At 35.6% G+C, this 18133-nt stretch carries 19 protein-coding genes; 17 read left to right on the forward strand and 2 right to left on the reverse strand.

What is annotated here, in order from left to right; translation table 11 throughout:
* Positions 1 to 42 precede the first annotated feature (42 nt).
* From NCE97_RS09710 to NCE97_RS09755, 10 genes are all read left to right on the forward strand, one after another.
* Positions 43 to 360, forward strand: coding sequence for a hypothetical protein (locus NCE97_RS09710; protein WP_353778901.1), 318 nt, complete (start codon positions 43 to 45; stop codon positions 358 to 360).
* Entirely contained in the window at positions 347 to 730 is a 384-nt protein-coding gene (locus NCE97_RS09715; RefSeq protein WP_353778903.1) for a hypothetical protein, read from the forward strand. The genes NCE97_RS09710 and NCE97_RS09715 overlap by 14 nt, the downstream gene beginning before the upstream one ends.
* On the forward strand, positions 727 to 1626 hold the full coding sequence (locus tag NCE97_RS09720; protein ID WP_353778904.1) for a TIGR01777 family oxidoreductase: 900 nt from the start codon (positions 727 to 729) through the stop codon (positions 1624 to 1626). Before NCE97_RS09715 ends, NCE97_RS09720 begins: the two co-directional genes overlap by 4 nt.
* The gene (locus NCE97_RS09725; RefSeq protein WP_353778905.1) at positions 1623 to 2318 is read left to right on the forward strand and encodes a YqjF family protein; all 696 of its coding nucleotides are present in this window, start codon (positions 1623 to 1625) and stop codon (positions 2316 to 2318) included. Before NCE97_RS09720 ends, NCE97_RS09725 begins: the two co-directional genes overlap by 4 nt.
* A gap of 131 nt (positions 2319 to 2449) precedes the next feature.
* Complete coding sequence (locus NCE97_RS09730) at positions 2450 to 3124, forward strand: TetR/AcrR family transcriptional regulator (RefSeq protein WP_353778906.1); 675 nt, start codon at positions 2450 to 2452, stop codon at positions 3122 to 3124.
* A 3-nt stretch (positions 3125 to 3127) separates the two neighbouring features.
* Positions 3128 to 4774 carry a peptidase domain-containing ABC transporter gene (locus NCE97_RS09735; RefSeq protein WP_353778907.1) on the forward strand — a complete coding sequence of 549 codons (1647 nt, stop codon included), beginning with the start codon at positions 3128 to 3130 and terminating at the stop codon, positions 4772 to 4774.
* Between the two features lie 11 nt (positions 4775 to 4785).
* The gene (locus NCE97_RS09740; protein ID WP_353778908.1) at positions 4786 to 6138 is read left to right on the forward strand and encodes an HlyD family secretion protein; all 1353 of its coding nucleotides are present in this window, start codon (positions 4786 to 4788) and stop codon (positions 6136 to 6138) included.
* Positions 6138 to 7529, forward strand: a complete 1392-nt coding sequence (locus NCE97_RS09745; RefSeq protein ID WP_353778910.1) for a TolC family protein — start codon at positions 6138 to 6140, stop codon at positions 7527 to 7529. Before NCE97_RS09740 ends, NCE97_RS09745 begins: the two co-directional genes overlap by 1 nt.
* A gap of 95 nt (positions 7530 to 7624) precedes the next feature.
* Positions 7625 to 8179: a sigma-70 family RNA polymerase sigma factor gene (locus NCE97_RS09750; protein ID WP_353778911.1), complete on the forward strand. Its 555-nt coding sequence runs from the start codon at positions 7625 to 7627 to the stop codon at positions 8177 to 8179.
* Positions 8180 to 8181: 2 nt separating this feature from the next.
* On the forward strand, positions 8182 to 8436 hold the full coding sequence (locus tag NCE97_RS09755; RefSeq protein ID WP_353778912.1) for a hypothetical protein: 255 nt from the start codon (positions 8182 to 8184) through the stop codon (positions 8434 to 8436).
* On the opposite strand, the gene NCE97_RS09760 is transcribed toward NCE97_RS09755, so the two are convergent.
* Complete coding sequence (locus tag NCE97_RS09760; RefSeq protein WP_353778914.1) at positions 8422 to 9258, reverse strand: UbiA prenyltransferase family protein; 837 nt, start codon at positions 9256 to 9258, stop codon at positions 8422 to 8424. The genes NCE97_RS09755 and NCE97_RS09760 overlap by 15 nt on opposite strands.
* Positions 9259 to 9377: 119 nt before the next feature.
* On the opposite strand from NCE97_RS09760, the gene gcvP reads away from it, so the two are divergent.
* The 5 genes from gcvP to NCE97_RS09785 all read left to right on the forward strand — a co-directional run bounded on the left by gcvP (position 9378) and on the right by NCE97_RS09785 (position 15650).
* A complete protein-coding gene (gcvP, locus tag NCE97_RS09765; protein ID WP_353778916.1) occupies positions 9378 to 12224 on the forward strand; it encodes an aminomethyl-transferring glycine dehydrogenase in 2847 nt (948 codons plus the stop codon).
* Positions 12225 to 12406: 182 nt separating this feature from the next.
* Positions 12407 to 13468 carry a 3-oxoacyl-ACP synthase III family protein gene (locus tag NCE97_RS09770; RefSeq protein WP_353778917.1) on the forward strand — a complete coding sequence of 354 codons (1062 nt, stop codon included), beginning with the start codon at positions 12407 to 12409 and terminating at the stop codon, positions 13466 to 13468.
* A gap of 1 nt (position 13469) precedes the next feature.
* The gene (proC, locus tag NCE97_RS09775) at positions 13470 to 14255 is read left to right on the forward strand and encodes a pyrroline-5-carboxylate reductase (protein ID WP_353778918.1); all 786 of its coding nucleotides are present in this window, start codon (positions 13470 to 13472) and stop codon (positions 14253 to 14255) included.
* Entirely contained in the window at positions 14256 to 14777 is a 522-nt protein-coding gene (locus NCE97_RS09780; RefSeq protein WP_353778919.1) for a methyltransferase, read from the forward strand.
* Between the two features lie 24 nt (positions 14778 to 14801).
* On the forward strand, positions 14802 to 15650 hold the full coding sequence (locus NCE97_RS09785) for a glycosyltransferase family 2 protein (RefSeq protein WP_353778921.1): 849 nt from the start codon (positions 14802 to 14804) through the stop codon (positions 15648 to 15650).
* Here the strand turns inward: NCE97_RS09785 and NCE97_RS09790 are convergent.
* The gene (locus NCE97_RS09790; RefSeq protein WP_353778922.1) at positions 15643 to 16452 is read right to left on the reverse strand and encodes a DNA/RNA non-specific endonuclease; all 810 of its coding nucleotides are present in this window, start codon (positions 16450 to 16452) and stop codon (positions 15643 to 15645) included. The two genes, NCE97_RS09785 and NCE97_RS09790, sit on opposite strands and share 8 nt — an antisense overlap.
* A 176-nt stretch (positions 16453 to 16628) precedes the next feature.
* On the opposite strand from NCE97_RS09790, the gene NCE97_RS09795 reads away from it, so the two are divergent.
* Positions 16629 to 17366, forward strand: a complete 738-nt coding sequence (locus tag NCE97_RS09795) for an MlaE family ABC transporter permease (protein WP_353778924.1) — start codon at positions 16629 to 16631, stop codon at positions 17364 to 17366.
* Positions 17366 to 18133, forward strand: a complete 768-nt coding sequence (locus NCE97_RS09800) for an ABC transporter ATP-binding protein (RefSeq protein WP_353778925.1) — start codon at positions 17366 to 17368, stop codon at positions 18131 to 18133. Before NCE97_RS09795 ends, NCE97_RS09800 begins: the two co-directional genes overlap by 1 nt.

An 18133-nucleotide genomic window follows, 5' to 3' on the forward strand; every position in this document is an offset into this window, starting at 1 on the left:
ATCATTACATACATCATCTATTTACCCATCATTTGTTTCATAATGATTAAGATAGGTTGGCTGTTTTATAAGAATGGTGAAGTCTTTCTTCTAAATCTTTTTAACAACAATACAGATCTCGTAAAGAGTATCAATAACCTATTACTAGTAGGCTATTATCTCACTAATATTGGGTATGCTATCATAAGCATTTCATACTGGAAACAGATTGACTCTATACCAGAAATGCTAAACTCATTATCAACTACACTTGGAAAAATAATATTGCTTTTAGCCTTAATGCATTATAACAACATTTTTTGGCTGAAGTATTTAAATAAATCTAAACTCTTAAAATCAATACATCATGGAAAACTTTAGAATTGTAATCGGTTATCTTATTTATTTACCAATAGTAATTGTACTTACTGTATTCACTTCAAAAATGTTATTCAAAAATGGTAGACTCTTTATGATCGACATTTTTAAAGGCAAAGAAGACATCGCTCTCGCTACGAACAAACTATTCGAAATAGGTTTCTACCTCATCAACATTGGCTTTGCTCTGTTCATTATGGAAATTCACACATATAGCAGACATGAAATCAGCTACCAAACCTTAATGGAAATTTTGAGCAAAAAAATAGGAGGTTTCACAATCTATCTGGGATTAATGCTCTTCTTTAACATGTTCCTGTTCTTTAGAGGTAGACGTAAATCTAGACAATCAGTAAAAATTGTTCAAAAATGAAAACAATCATTATCGCAGGAGGTTCAGGATTTCTGGGACAAGTTCTTGAGAAATACTTATCGGGAAAAGGATATGATATTAAAATCCTTACGAGACATCCAAAGAAAAGTAACCACATTTTTTGGGATGCAAAAACCTTAGGGAAGTGGGCAAATCAACTCAACAATACGGAAGCTCTTATTAATCTTACAGGAAAATCAGTAGACTGTAGATATACAGACAAAAACAGAAAGCTTATCTACGATTCCAGGATAGACTCAACACATGTTATTGGTCTTGCGATTAATCTATGTGAGCATCCACCAAAAGTTTGGCTCAATTCCTCAACAGCAACAATTTATAGAGGATCTAAAACAACAGAAATGACAGAAGCTAAAGGTGAGATTGGTAATGATTTTTCTATGAACATAGCTAAATCTTGGGAATATGAATTCAACTCTATAACCAATCCAAAAACCAGAAAGGTTTTACTTAGAACATCAATAGTACTTGGAAAAAATGGTGGTGCTATGAAACCCCTCAAGAAACTCACAAAGGTTTTCTTAGGCGGTAAACAAGGTAGTGGAGACCAAAAACTAAGTTGGATTCATGAACAGGATTTTGCTAGATCCGTTGAATTCCTGATTAATCAGCCTGAGCTGGAAGGCGCATTTAATGTTTGTGCTCCAAAACCCACAGATAATAAAACATTCATGTCAGTACTTAGAAAATCATTGAAAATTCCTTTTGGACTTCCACAACCAAAATGGTTAATAGAAATCGGAGCACTACTAATCGGTACAGAATCAGAATTGGTTCTCAAAAGTAGAAATGTAATACCAGAAAGGTTATTGAAACATAACTTCAATTTTAAATTTCAAAATATAAACTCAGCATTGCAAAATCTATCAATATGAATTTCTTGAAAGCAAAATGGAAAAACCTCATTCTGATCAACTATGTGATTGATCCCAAGATTTTATTGCCATACGTTCCTAAGCATACTACTCTAGATTTTTATGACAATAAATGCTACATCAGTCTTGTTGGATTCTTATTCGAAGACACTAAAGTATTAGGCATAAAGTTTCCGAAGCACATCAATTTCGAAGAGGTCAATCTTAGGTTTTATGTAAAACATAATGAAAAGCGTGGCGTCGTATTCATAAAAGAAATTGTTCCAAAACCATTAATTACAAGTATAGCAAATGGTATTTATCATGAACATTATGAAACTCATGAAATGAGTCATCTCAATAGTGAGGAAATGAATACTTATGGATATCAATGGAAAGTAAATGACAAGTCGCAATCTTTTAGAGTAACAACCAAGGAATCTCATATTCCTATAGAGGAAAACTCAGAAGCAGAGTTTATTGCTGAACATTATTATGGCTACACAAAACATAAAGACAAAACTTTTGAATACGAAGTAAAACACCCTACATGGCATCAAAAACAAATTCTAGATTACAATATTAATGTAGACTTTGGAGAGACTTATGGTAAGACGTTCGAATTTTTAAATCACGTAAAACCTTCATCTATAATCTTTACCGAAGGTTCTCAGGTGTCTGTAGAGAATAAAACTACTATTAACGCTGATTAATAATTTAGATATCAACAACCAAAAGAGGCCACTGTATAGGTGGCTTTTTTTATTGAACAAAACCTAAATAAGTGTTAAAATTTCTTTTTTAATAGTATTACTATTATATTTGCACTGTTAAATTTTAAATTATGGATAGATTACTTTCAGTTTTTAAAATTACAGTGCCAGAGAAAATCTTCTTGAAAGACCCTGAGTCTTCAAGCTTGGGCAAGAAAATTGTAAGCCACGGTATAGATCTAATCGACGAAATTGGTTTCGAGGCCTTTACCTTTAAAAAGCTTGGTGCTAAAATTGGCTCCAACGAAAGTTCCATCTATCGCTATTTTGAAAGTAAGCATAAGTTTCTACTCTATTTATCCTCCTGGTATTGGGCATGGATAGAGTATCAATTAGTTTTTGAAACACACAACGTCAGCGACAAAAAAGAAAAGCTGACCAAAGCCATACACATCCTAACAAGAAGTATTAAAGAAGATTCCAAGTATTCTCATATTAATGAAGTGACGCTGAGCAACATTATAATCAACGAGAACTCTAAGTCTTTTATGACCAAAGAAGTAGACCAAGAAAATAAAGAAGGTTACTTTGAGGTTTATAAGCGATTGGTACACAGACTTAGAGACATCATTTCAGATTACAATCCTGAGTATAAGTACTCATCTAGTTTGGCAAGTACAGTATTAGATGGAGCTTTACATCAACATTTTTTGAGAGCGCATTTCACATCAATGACCGATTGTGATAAAACCACTACACCTTCAGAATTTTTTATCGACTTAACCATTAATACTTTAAACCCTTAACATATGACTCCTTGGCAACGTTTCGTTGGCCTGTTAGAGTTAGAGAAGAAAGATATTTTCCAAGTCTTTTATTATGCAATTTTCTCTGGTCTAGTAGCCCTAACCTTACCGCTTGGAATTCAAGCAATCATAAATCTTATTCAAGGCGCTCAAGTCTCAACATCTTGGGTCATCCTTGTAATTCTAGTAACTGTAGGTGTAATTTTTGCAGGATTGCTTCAACTGATGCAACTACGCATTATTGAGACCATTCAGCAACGTATCTTTATGCGAGCTTCATTTGAGCTGAGCTATCGCTTTCCAAAGATAAAGTTCGAAGCCCTTAGAGATTACTATCCACCTGAGTTGGCAAATCGCTTTTTTGATACGCTAACCATACAAAAAGGGCTTTCAAAAATCTTGATCGATGTACCATCCGCATTGCTTCAAATTATCTTTTCGCTCATTCTGTTATCGTTTTACCATCCTTTTTTCATCATCTTTGGTCTAATTGTGTTGGTGCTTGTTTTTGTAGTGTTCAAATTCACAGCAAAGCGTGGTTTAGCAACCAGTCTAGACGAGTCAAAGAACAAGTATAAAGTAGCACATTGGATTCAGGAGATTGCTCGTTCTGTAGTAAGTTTCAAGCTATCCGGAAAAACGAATTTAGCAGTACACAAAAACGATGCTTTAGTGGTTTCATACTTAAAAGCTAGAGAAAGTCATTTTAAGGTGTTAATGCTTCAGTTCATACAAATGATTAGTTTCAAAGTGATTATTACCGCAGGTCTACTCCTTGTTGGTGGAGCTTTGGTACTTAATCAGGAAATGAACATTGGTCAATTTGTAGCAGCAGAAATCATCATTTTATTAGTCATTGCATCTGTAGAAAAACTCATATTAGGACTAGAATCGTTCTACGATGTCCTTACCGCAATAGAAAAGCTTGGACAAGTTGTGGATAAGGAGTTAGAGCCACAAGAAGGAGAGCAACCAGATTTTGATGAGAATCTTGATATTGAACTAGATAACATTTCTTACGAAGTTGAAGATAGAGAGAATCCTATACTAAGTAAGATTAACCTTAAGATAAACAAGTCTAGTCGCATCCTAATTCAAGGTGAAAGTGGTGCTGGAAAATCGAGTTTGTTAAGGTTAATTGCTGGAGTTATAAAACCTACAAAAGGAAATATTTTTATCAATGGATTATCCTCCAATAGTATCCTCACAAATCATTATAGAGCAAATTTGGGATTATCACTATCCGAAGAAGCTCCATTTGAAGGTACACTAAGAGAAAACATCACTTTTGGAGATACTAGCATTTCAGATGAGAAAGTCCTTTGGGCTATGAAAAAAATAGGACTAACCGAGTTTCTAAAAACTCAACCTCAAGGTCTTAACACCATGCTCTATCCTGAAGGAAAGCGTATGTCATACAATATTTCAAAGAAGATTGTCCTAGCGCGAGCTATTGCCAAAGAGCCAAAGCTTTTAGTATTGGAAGACGCCTTAGACCAATTCAATGTAGAAGAGACTAATGCAATTATAGATTTCATTACAGACTCAAGTAATCCATGGGCTTTAGTAGTTGTGAGTAGCAACTCTCGCTGGCAAGGCAATTGCCAGCAAGTCATTAAGCTAGGTAATGGACAAACAACTAATTCTTAAAACCTGAAAAGATGCTAAATATTTCTAACAATCATTTACATAAAAAGGTTTCATTAAAAAGATTCGAATCTGGCAAAATAATGCTCGAAAAGAGTTACGGAAAAAGCTTCAGAAAGTTTCTTCTAGCAGCTTCAATCATTCTTATCATAGTTATGTTTTTACCATGGACGCAAAACATAACTGGGAAAGGATTAGTAACCACATTAACACCAGATCAACGACCGCAAACTATTCAGTCTCAAATTCCAGGACGTATTGAGCAATGGTATGTAAGAGAAGGTGATTTTGTAAAAAAAGGTGATACCATTCTTCGTATTTCTGAAATAAAGAGTGATTATTTTGATGATAAATTGGTTGAAAGAACTGGAGATCAAATCAAAGCAAAATCGTCTTCCGTAGAAGCTTATAGAAATAAAGTTGAAGCGAAGAAAACTCAAATCGCTGCACTCAAAAACGAGCAGGTTCTAAAAACCAAACAAGCTCAAAATAAGCTTAGACAATCTAAACTAAAAGTACAGAGCGATAGCATTGATCTCGAAGCTGCCAAAACCAATAAAAGCATTGCAGAAACACAATACAATCGTATTTTGGATTTGCAAAAGGATGGCTTTATGGCTGTAAAAGATGTTGAAGCAAAACGCCTCAAACTACAAGAAACCCAAGCGAAGCTTATATCTCAAGAGAACAAATACATTGCGAGTCAGAATGATGTTATAAACGCAGAAATTGAGCTCTCTAGAATCAATGCAGAATATATTGACAAAATATCTAAAACTCAAAGCGAATTACTTACTGCGCAATCCTCGGGCTTTGATGCCGAAGCACAAGTCACAAAGCTCGAGAATGAGTTTACAAATTATCAACGCAGAAGTGATTTACTACACATAGTAGCACCACAAAATGGTTTTATTAATAAAGCTATAGTTGGCGGAATCGGAGAAGCTTTCAAAGAAGGGCAAGCTTTGGTAGGCATCATGCCAGCAAATTATGATCTCGCAGTAGAGACTTTTGTAGATCCTATTGACTTACCTCTTGTTCATATTGGCGAACAAGTTAGGGTACAATTCGATGGTTGGCCAGCTATTGTGTTTTCTGGATGGCCAAATGTTAGCTATGGTACTTATGGTGCCAAAGTTGTTGCCATCGAAAATTTTATTAGTTCTAATGGCAAGTATCGTATTCTCTTAGCACCAGACAATAATGATCAGGAGTGGCCTGAGGCACTTAGAGTAGGCTCTGGAGCCAAAACCATTGCCCTATTGGAAGATGTTCCGATTTGGTTTGAGCTATGGCGAAAACTCAACGGCTTCCCACCCAACTATTATCAACCCGAAACAGCAACTGCAACCAAGTCTAAAAAGTAATGAAGCGTTTAATCTTATACATAGTAATGCTTTCATGTAGCCTTTTGTCTTCGCAAGAGTTAACAAACACATTGACTCTTGAAGAGTATCTCGGCTATGTAAAAACCTTTCATCCATTAGTAAAACAAGCTAATCTTGTAGTTACAGAAGGCGAAGCAAAACTCTTGAAATCCAGAGGTGCTTTCGATCCTAAGATTGATGTGGATTATGACCGAAAGAAATTTAAGAACACAGAATATTTTGACAAACTAAATACAACATTCAAAATCCCTACTTGGTTTGGAATCGAAATTAAAGGTCAGCTCGAACAAAATGAAGGCGTCTTTTTAAATCCCGAAGCCGATGTGCCATTAGACGGTTTATATAATGTTGGTGTATCAATTCCTGTAGCTAGAGGATTACTCATCAATGAAAGAATGGCCGTTTTGAAGCAATCCAAATTGTTCTTGAACCAGAGTAAAGAAGACAGAAAACTCTTAGTCAATGATATTCTCTTTCAGGCCACAAAAGCTTATTTCAATTGGTTGCGCTATTATAATGAAAGAGAAGTATACAGAACTTTTCTAGACAATGCTTCGATTCGATTCAATGGAATAAAACGAAATTTTGAAACTGGACAATCAGCCGCTATTGATACCACTGAAGCCAGAATTGCACTCAATAGCCGAAAATTAAGCTTAGAAAATGCAAAGTTAAAACTAGTCAAAGCACAGCTAAACCTATCTAATTTCCTATGGATTCAAGATACACCAGTAGAATTAACCGACGATGTGATTCCAGATGCAAATACACAGAGTGTTATTGATGAGTCTCTAGGACTTGCATCATCTAACCTTACTGGGTTTGACATTAATGCGCACCCAAAACTACAATCTCTTAATTATAAATATGAAGGTCTCAAAGTAGAGCGTCGGCTCAATAGAAATAGTCTATTACCAAGAGTAGATCTTGAGTATAATTTTCTATCTGAAACTCCAGAAATTGCAAATTCCTTCAACACTGCAAATTATAAAGCAGGAGTTAATATCTCTTTTCCATTATTTTTAAGAAAAGAACGTGGGAATTTAAAGTTAGCTAACGCTAAGATGCAAGCCACCGAATTTGAAATCGATGCCACCAGAATAAGTTTGAATAATAAAATTAATAGCATAAACCAAGAAATTGAGTCCTATGCTATTCAATCAGACTTAACTACTGAAATTGTTTCAGACTATCAAAGACTTTTAACAGCTGAGGAACGCAAATTCACTGTTGGTGAAAGTTCCTTGTTCTTAATCAATTCAAGAGAGTCCAAACTTATAGAGTCCAGACTAAAGCTTATCGATATTAATAATAAGTTATTTAATGCCAAGGCAAGCTTGTTTAATAACCTAATTTTTGAAAATTTATAACATGTCAAATTTTCCCTTAATAAGGCTAAAAAGCTCCAATATTGGAATTGCTAATTTTTTTATCCTATTTTTGAAGGGATTTTACGCTAACATTTATGGCCAACCATCAAATAGAACCAAATAAGTGGATAGAGCGTTACAGCGACTATCTCTTTAATTACACCATCTCTAGAGTCAATGATAGAGACATGGCGCAAGATTTGGTGCAAGACACTTTTCTTGCTGGTCTTAAATCGATGGCTAATTTTAAGGGAGAGGCTAGTGAAAGGACGTGGCTAATCTCAATCTTGAAACGAAAAATCATAGATTATTATCGTAAAATCAATTCTAATAAAGGTAAAGCCGAAGTAAGGATGTCTTATAATAGCGACTCCGAAACCGAAGGCGATTGGCTTGAAGAACGTGTTGCAGACCCTTTTGACAAAACGGCCGAAGACACTATAGAAAACTCTGAACTAGGCATGGCTATTCACGATTGTATAGGCAAACTACCAGAAAAACAAGCTACAGTTTTTAAGATGAAAACTTTATTAGGCTATGAAACAGAAGCAATTTGTAATGAATTAGATATTACTGCGTCTAACCTTTGGGTTATCATCCATAGAGCAAGAACTGCTATGGCGGATTGCCTTGAGAAAAATTGGTTTTAATAATGGAGAAACGCTTTTTATTCATAAGCTGTGAAGAGGCTAAACATATATGCGATAAGTCGCAATATAATGAGGCTACTACTTGGGAAAAGATTAAATTAAATATTCGTCTATCCTGGTGTAGGGTGACTCGTGCATACTTTAAACGTAATACTAAACTCACTGAGGTTGTTAATGCATCTAAAGCAGATTGCCTTAAGCCAAATGAGCGTGAAGCAATGGAGCTAAAATTCAAAGAAGAATTAGCCAAACACTAGCAGCATAACTAACCACCATATTGGGATACTCTCTACCCAAAACGCGCTGTAATACTTTCCCTGTCCTGTTTTAGAAAACACTAAAAACAATAATGTGATGCATGTTGTTACTAAGACAATTGCGGCACTGTTGGCGTTAAGACCTGTTTTAAAAAATTCGATAAAATAAAATACAATCAAGAGTAGTACCCCTAAAGTCTTGGTTTCTTTTACACCAATTTGTTGAGGCAATGTAGCTAGTTTCAAACTATCATACTTAAGATCTCTGATTTCAAAGGGAAGCATTAATACAATGACTAGTAAAAAGCGCTGAATCAAAGTCAAAATAACATCAGTAGTAAATAAACCAGCATCATTATTAATCAAAGGAATGCACACAGTCACACCAGCCCAGACCAAAGCAATCACATAAATTTTCAGCCCGCTGATACTTCTTAAATTCTGTTGATTGTCCAAAAATATTTTTTTCGGCAAAAAAGGTATGGCGTACAAAAATGTAATAACTCCGAAACCTGCGAGATATCCTAAAGTTCGTAATTCCAATTGAAAGGCATAGTAGCATAGTAACAGAAAACAAATTGCAGAAAAAACCTGAATTACTTTCAGCCAATTTGCCAGACTTCGATGATGAAACTTAGCAAGTCCAAAATACTTGATGAAATTGTAACCAGTAATCGTTGCGAAAAAGATGAAATACAATACATTTTCGTCATACCCTAACCCAAACTCTTTCAACGTAATCCATGCCAAAGCATATACTGCTAAAGCTACATGTATACTAGCATTTAGATAAAAATCGAAAACCTGTTTTAAGTAACGCACCTTACAAAAATAACCAAAGTGTTAATAACCCATTTATTTCGTTAAAAACTTAGATTCTCGTTAACAAAAAAACGTGACTTATTCCGTATTTTTGCACTTCGTAAAACAACTAGATCTTAATGAACACAACTTCTTTTGCACTCCGTCACATAGGTCCCAGAGAATCGAATCAAAAAGCAATGCTGAAAACCATTGGTGTAGACTCTCTAGAACAACTTATCTACGAAACCGTTCCAGATGATATTCTTCTTAAAGAAGGTCTAAATTTGGATGAAGCAATGAGTGAGCAGGAATACCTAGTTCACATCAACGAGTTATCAAAAAAGAACAAAGTCTTTAAAACATATATTGGTCTTGGATATCACCCAACCATTCTGCCAGCTGTTATTCAAAGAAACATTTTAGAAAATCCAGGATGGTATACAGCATACACACCTTACCAAGCTGAGATTGCTCAAGGACGTCTAGAAGCTCTGCTCAATTTCCAAACTATGGTAACCGACCTTACTGGGATGGAAATCGCTAATGCATCTTTACTAGATGAAAGTACTGCTGCAGCCGAAGCAATGAGTTTATTATTTGCTGTTAGGGAGCGTGCTCAGAAAAAAGAAGGTATCAACAAGTTTTTCGTTTCAGAGCATATTTTACCACAAACGCTGTCTGTCTTAAAAACTCGAGCTATTCCTATTGGCATAGAATTAGTAGTTGGTGATGAGGATAGTTTTGAATTTTCTTCTGAGTATTTTGGAGCCATGCTACAATATCCAGGTAAGCATGGTCAAATTACAGACATTAAAAGTTTCATTGAGAAAGCGAAAGATGCTGGAATAAAAACTGCTGTAGCTGCTGATATATTGAGCTTAGTAATGCTTGAAGCTCCAGGTCAGTTTGGTGCTGATGTTGTTGTTGGTACGACGCAACGATTCGGAATTCCGATGGGTTATGGAGGTCCTCACGCAGGATATTTTGCCACAAAAGAAGCTTATAAACGAGACATTCCCGGAAGAATCATTGGTGTTACCAAAGACATGAATGGTGGTCGTGCGCTACGTATGGCACTACAGACTAGAGAACAGCACATCAAGAGAGACAGAGCTACTTCAAACATTTGTACAGCACAAGTATTATTGGCTGTGATGGCAGGAATGTATGCAGTGTATCATGGCCCTGGGGGATTAAAATATATAGCTAATGGAGTTCATGCAAAAGCAAAAGCTCTTGCCAGCAGTATAGAAGCTCTAGGCTTTGAACAACTAAATAGTAGTTACTTCGATACCATTGCTATCAAAGTCAATGCTAAGAAATTGAAAAAAGCTGCCGAAAAACGTAAAAACAATTTTAATTACATAGATGACGAAACCGTTTCTATCTCATTGAATGAAACGACTTCTGATAAAGATTTAGAATACATACTCAAGATATTCTCAAAATTATCTGATAAAGATTCTTCAACATTAGAAGGAAATATTAAGAATGTTATTCCTGAAAGCTTAGGACGTAAAACCGAGTTTTTAACTCTAGATGTTTTCAATTCGTATCATTCAGAAACTGAATTGATGCGCTACATCAAGAAGCTAGAACGAAAAGATTTAGCTTTAAACCATTCCATGATTTCTTTAGGGTCTTGTACCATGAAATTGAATGCTGCTGCAGAAATGCTTCCGTTAAGCATGTTCAAATGGGGAAATATTCACCCATTTGCACCAAAAGAACAAGCTAAAGGCTATCAAATCATTCTGAAAGAACTAGAAGATCAACTTACAGAAATTACAGGTTTTGCAGCGACGTCTTTGCAACCAAACTCTGGTGCGCAAGGAGAATTTGCTGGACTAATGGTTATTAGAGCTTATCATGAGTCTCGCGGTGATCATCATCGAAACATTTGCTTAATTCCTTCATCTGCTCATGGTACCAATCCAGCAAGTGCAGTTATGGCAGGAATGAAAGTTGTTGTGACTAAATCAACAGAAGAAGGTAATATTGATGTAGAAGACTTACGTGAAAAAGCAGAATTGCATAAGGACAATTTAGCTGCCTTAATGGTGACTTATCCTTCTACGCACGGTGTTTATGAATCTGCCATTAAAGAAATTACGCAAATTATCCACGACAATGGTGGTCAGGTTTATATGGATGGTGCTAATATGAATGCTCAAGTCGGACTAACCAATCCTGGAGCTATTGGTGCAGATGTATGTCACCTCAACTTACACAAAACCTTTGCAATTCCGCATGGTGGTGGTGGCCCAGGTGTAGGACCAATATGTGTCGCTGAACAATTAAAGCCGTTCTTACCTGGAAACCCAGTTGTAAAAACAGGAGGCAAAGAAGCTATTACTGCGATTTCAGCTGCTCCATTTGGCTCAGCATTAGCATGTTTGATTTCGTATGGCTACATCAAAATGCTTGGTGCAGATGGATTGAAGAAATCTACAGAAATTGCTATCCTAAATGCCAACTATCTTAAGTCAAGATTACAAGGTAGCTTTGATACGCTTTATTCTGGTGAGATGGGAAGAGCTGCTCACGAGATGATTGTGGATTGCAGACCTTTTAAAGCCAATGGTATTGAGGTAGTCGATATTGCTAAACGTCTTATGGACTATGGTTTTCATGCACCAACTGTGTCTTTCCCTGTTGCTGGAACCATGATGATTGAACCTACGGAAAGTGAAAGTAAGCAAGAAATTGATAGATTTTGTGATGCCATGATGTCCATCAGAAAAGAAATAGACAATACCTCTAAAGAAGACCCTAACAATCCTTTAAAGAATGCACCTCATACCGAAGAGATGCTAACCAGTGATGAATGGTTGTTACCTTATTCTAGACAAGAAGCTGCATTTCCTTTAGAGTATGTTAAAGACAATAAATTCTGGCCAAGCGTACGACGTGTAGATGATGCTTACGGTGATCGCAATTTAATTTGTACTTGTGCTCCTATTGAAGAGTACATGGAAGTTTAGGCAAAAAAGACATTCTTAATAAAAAAACACTCAGAGTATTGGGTGTTTTTTTGTGTTTTTTCCATTATTATCCGTTTTTATTACATTTTTCATAAAAATTTCACTTTAATCCATTGAAAAACAATAATAAGAAATGGAATTAGTTAGTTTTGAAAGACCAACCGCTAACTAAAACTTTTGTTATGGCCATAAAAATCACTGGTTCAGGCAGCTACATCCCAAGTAGTGTAGAAAAAAACGAAGACTTTCAGCAGCATAATTTCTTAGCCTCTGATGGCATCCCGTTTAAACATGAAAATACAGTTATCATTGAGAAGTTCAAAGCCATTACAGGAATTGGTGAACGACGCTATGCGCTAAACCATCTAAATGCTTCTGATCTTGGCTTTTTTGCAGCAGAAAAAGCTATCGATGATGCCAACATCGACCCAGAGACTATCGATTATATTATTGTTGCTCACAATTTTGGAGATGTAAAACACAATACTATTCAAAGTGATATTTTGCCTGCTCTTGCATCTAGAATTAAGCACAGTCTTAGAATAAAAAACCCTAAGTGTGTGGCTTACGATATCTTGTTTGGCTGCCCAGGCTGGGTAGAAGGTGTTATTCAAGCTAAAGCATTTATTAAAGCCGGAATGGCTAAACGATGTTTAGTTATTGGTGCTGAAACATTGTCTAGAGTTGTGGACAAGCACGACAGAGATTCTATGATTTTTTCTGACGGTGCTGGAGCAACAATTGTGGAACTCGATGAAAACGCCGAAGGTGGAATTCTTGCACACGAGAGTGCTAGTTTCACTTATGATGAAGCTTACTATCTATACTTTGGAAATTCAAATAATAAAACACTTTGTCCAGATACACGCTACATCAAAATGGATGGTCGCAAAATCTATGAGTTTGCTTTAACTAATGTTCCTCAAGCAATGAAAACTTGCTTAGACAATAGCGGTGTAGACATTTCCGAAGTAAAAAAGATATTCATCCATCAAGCCAATGAAAAAATGGATGAAGCTATTCTAAAACGTTTTTACCGTTTGTACAGAGCAGAAATCCCAGAAGGTATTATGCCGATGAGTATTCAAAAATTTGGTAATAGTTCTGTTGCTACGGTTCCGACACTTTTCGATTTGGTAAAAAACAATAAACTAGACAATCATTCCCTTTCCAAAGGTGATGTTATTATCTTTGCAAGCGTAGGTGCTGGTATGCACATTAATGCGATTGTTTATAGATATTAATATGACAAAAAAAATAGCCATTATTGGTGGAGGCAATCTAGGCAAGTCTATTGCTAATGGACTTCTTGCTAATAATTTTGAAGCCTCTAATCTTACTGTAACACGAAATAAGGTTGAATTACTAAGCGATTTGGCTGCTAAAAACGTCAATGTCTCCAATGACAATCTAGGCGCAGTTAAGCAATCTAATATTATTATTATTGCTGTAAAGCCTTATAAAATTGCTGAAATCTTAGAATCGGTTAAAGATGAAATTAACTCGAATAAAATTCTGATTTCTGTCGTCAGTGATTTTACTATTGAAGCTATGGAGCGTTACCTGTCTGAAAAGCCAGTAATTTTCAGAGCGATGCCAAATACTGCCTCCTCTGTAAACGAATCTATAACCTGCATTGCTTCTCAAAATGCTTCAGAAGAAGACATAAAAGAAGTTTCAACAATATTCAATGCTCTAGGAGAAACTATCCTCATTAATGAACAACTCATGGATGCTGCTACAGTACTTGGCGCTTGTGGTATTGCCTATGTTCTTAGATTTATTAGAGCTATGATACAAGGTGGTATTGAAATAGGTTTTGATGCTAAAACAGCGACCAAAATAGCGACACAAACTGTAAAAGGTGCCAGTGAGTTATTATTGCAAGGCGGCAATCACCCTGAAGCTGAAATCGATAAGGTAACTACACCAAGAGGTTGTACTATTGCTGGGCTCAATGAAATGGAGCATAGAGGGTTTAGCTCCGCACTCATCAAAGGTGTTAAAACCTCGTATGATAAAATAGCATAGATGTACGAAAATACGTTTCCTGAAAAGCGGTTTAAGTTAACCCTAGAGTTTTTGCAAAAGCATATTTCTAAAGAAGAATCTATTCTAGATTTAGGCATCAGCAATCCGCTCTCTAAAATAATGAAATCGCAAGGTTATTCAGTAAGTAACACTTCTGGAGAAGATTTGGATGAAGATGTTACAGGAGTTATTAATTCTAATGCTGAAGTTGTAACTGCTTTTGAAATTTTTGAACACCTTCTCTCTCCGTATACAGTCTTAAAGTCTATAAAAGCAAATAAACTAGTAGCCAGCGTTCCTTTAAAATTATGGTATGCCTCAGCATATAGAAGTAAAACTGATGAGAGAGATAGACATTACCATGAGTTTGAAACATGGCAATTCGATTGGCTTTTAGAAAAAACTGGCTGGGTTATCAAAGATCGTAAACAATGGGCAAATCCAGTAAATAAGATTGGTTTTAGACCACTGTTACGCCGCTTTACACCTCGCTATTATATTGTTTACGCAGAAAGAGTGTAACTTTACTTCAAAATTCACTTTCTGTTGAAAATTTACATCATCATTCCTGCGCATAATGAAGAAGACTCAATTGGGTTGACCTTACAATCACTTTGTGACCAGACTGTAATACCAAAACAAATTGTTGTAGTAAATGATAATTCAACAGATAATACTGCTAGCATCATTTCATCTTTTGTACAGAAGTACCCTTTTATTTCATCCATAAATTCTACCTCATCAGACGAACATTTACCTGGTTCAAAAATCATTAATGCATTTAATAAAGGACTAGAAACATTGAATGATGACTATGATATTATCTGCAAATTTGATGCGGATTTAATCTTTCCAAATCACTATTTAGAACAATTAATAACGCATTTCAATTCGAATCAAAAAGTTGGGATGGCTGCAGGATTTTGTTATATACAAAAGAACGATAATTGGGTGCTCGAAAATCTAACTAAGAAAGATCATATCAGAGGTGCGCTAAAGGCTTATAGAAAGGCTTGTTTTAAGGACATAGGAAAACTAAAAGCTTCTATCGGTTGGGATACCTTAGACGAGTTATTAGCTCAATATTATGGTTGGTCTATTATAACTGATGAATCGCTTCATGTAAAACATCTAAAACCTACTGGAGAGAGTTATAATAAGACTGCTAAATATCTTCAGGGTGAGGCTATGTATAAGATAAGACTTGGGGTTATCTTAACCTTCATCACAGCTTTGAAAATGGCTTTAAAAAAGAAATCATTTTCCACATTTACAGATTATGTTGTTGGCTACAATAAAGCAAGGAAGAAAAAAATTCCTTTTTTAGTGGATGCAAAACATGGTAAGTTTATCCGGTCCTTGAGGTGGAAAGGTATTTTAAACAAGTTTAGTTAAAACTCCAGTCTTTGTAGCTCGAAGACGATTCTAATTGTTCTTCTATATCATCAGAAAGTTGAGGGAAAAAGTCAATCTTGGTAAGCGCTTCTATATCATCTACTGACACTACAAACTCATACAATGGCTTGTCAGAACCTTTATGATCCATCAAAAAAGCTAGCACTTTTGGGTTTCCCTTGTTATAGTCAATTAATACTTTGTAAAATTGTTTCGGAACTGTTACTTGCTCCTCTCCTATGCTTTGCAACCCATCTTCCAAAATACCCCCAGTGACTACAAATACACCATCATATTTTCTTGCCCAGTATCTGACTTTTTGCTCAAGGCGATTCCAAACACCTGAATTAAAATCATGCTTTTGAGGACTTATATTACTCGTTAGAAACGTTTCATCATGAGCTTCTTTAGTAAATCGTCTATCTCCTGCCGGACATAAGTGCCCTCTATCATATCCTGAGTTTTTATAATTCCGCCAATGAGCCGCTTTAGTCTTTACAGCTCTATCAATTTCAAAATAAGGGCGTTTGTGATTTGTTGATGATAAATGAGATGCTTTCAATTCGTACGCAACCCACTCGGCTTGCTCATGCGCTTCAGCATAAGATAGAGAATAATTATTGTGATGCACTATTTGACCTGTAGTACTCGTCGGCAGAAAAAACTCGTTAATGTCTTTTCCTATGGTAGTTTCTCCTTGTTTTATTTCTGGTGTATTCACTTCTTCGAAATACCATTTTGCTACATATACTGCAACTAGAATGAGTATCGCTATAAAGGAATAGATTGATTTTTTATTCATAAACTATTTAATCTGAAGCAAACACAAATGGCAACTATAACCCTTATAACCATTTTGATTATTCTGTAGATGAATATTTACTTTGAAGCCAAAAATACAGCTTTTAGTATATCTTAAATTAATTTTAAGGTCAAATACTCCCAAGTTTTTTTACTTTAGCATTTACAAATTTGCCAATGACGTATCTGCATAATATAGGCGCTTATTTTTTGATGATTAAAGAGATGTTTCGCAAACCAACGAAGTGGTCTGTGATGAAAACTTTGATCTTAAAAGATATTGATGATCTAATCATCGGGTCACTCGGAATAGTCGCCTTCATTTCGTTTTTTGTTGGAGGTGTTGTAACGATTCAAACAGCTTTGAATATTAGCAACCCTTTAATTCCTAAATATCTTGTTGGGTTTGCTACACGTCAATCTGTAATATTGGAATTCGCTCCAACGTTTATTTCTATCATTATGGCAGGTAAAGTTGGCTCATTTATTACTTCGAGTATAGGAACCATGAGAGTTACTGAGCAAATTGATGCTTTGGAAGTAATGGGAATTAATGCCATTAACTATTTGGTGTTCCCTAAGTTCATTGCGTTAATGTTGTATCCTTTCGCTATTTCTATAGCAATGTTCCTTGGGATTCTTGGTGGAATGGCAGCTTGTGTTTATGGAGGTTATGCAACTCTAGAGGATTATATCACAGGAATTCAAACAGATTTCCAGACATTTCATATTATTTATGCCTTTATAAAAACTTCTGTATTTGCTTTTGTTTTGGCTACAATCCCTTCTTTTTACGGATATTATATGAAAGGTGGAGCTCTAGAAGTTGGTAAAGCCAGTACAACGTCGTTTGTGTGGACGAGTGTGGTTATTATTTTATTGAATTATTTACTAACCAGCTTATTACTAGGATAATGATAGAGGTAAAAGATGTACATAAATCATTCGGCGATGCTCATATTTTGAAAGGCATAAGCACTTCTTTTGATAAGGGAAAAACGAACTTGATTATTGGACAAAGTGGTTCTGGTAAAACTGTGTTTTTAAAATGTTTACTAGGTCTCTTCACTCCTGAAAAGGGCTCTATATCTTATGATGGAAAGGTTTACGGAGAGCTTAGTGATGACCAAAAACGTGATCTTAGAGCCGAAATGGGAATGGTATTTCAAGGCAGTGCATTGTTCGATTCTATGACCATTATGGAGAATGTGATGTTCCCATTACGAATGTTCACCAAAATGTCTAAAAGCGAGATGGAAGATAGAGCAGATGTGGTACTGAAACGTGTGAATCTGCCCGATGCTCATCACAAAATGCCTAGTGAAGCTTCTGGTGGTATGCAAAAGCGTGTTGCCATTGCTCGAGCTATCGTGAACAATCCTAAGTATCTGTTCTGCGATGAACCAAATTCTGGTTTAGATCCAAAAACTGCTATCGTTATTGATAATTTAATTCAGGAGATTACTGATGAGTATCAAATGACTACAATCATCAACTCCCATGATATGAATTCTGTAATGGAAATTGGAGAAAAGATTGTGTTCCTCAAAGATGGCTTAAAAGCTTGGGAAGGCTCAAACAAAACAATCTTCAAAACAGATAACGAAGCGGTTACCAATTTTGTGTACTCTTCTGAGCTATTCAAAAAAGTTCGTAAAATGTATCTAGAAGAAAACGATTAA

The sequence above is a fragment of the Winogradskyella sp. 3972H.M.0a.05 genome (assembly GCF_040493455.1).
Lineage (GTDB): Bacteria > Bacteroidota > Bacteroidia > Flavobacteriales > Flavobacteriaceae > Microcosmobacter.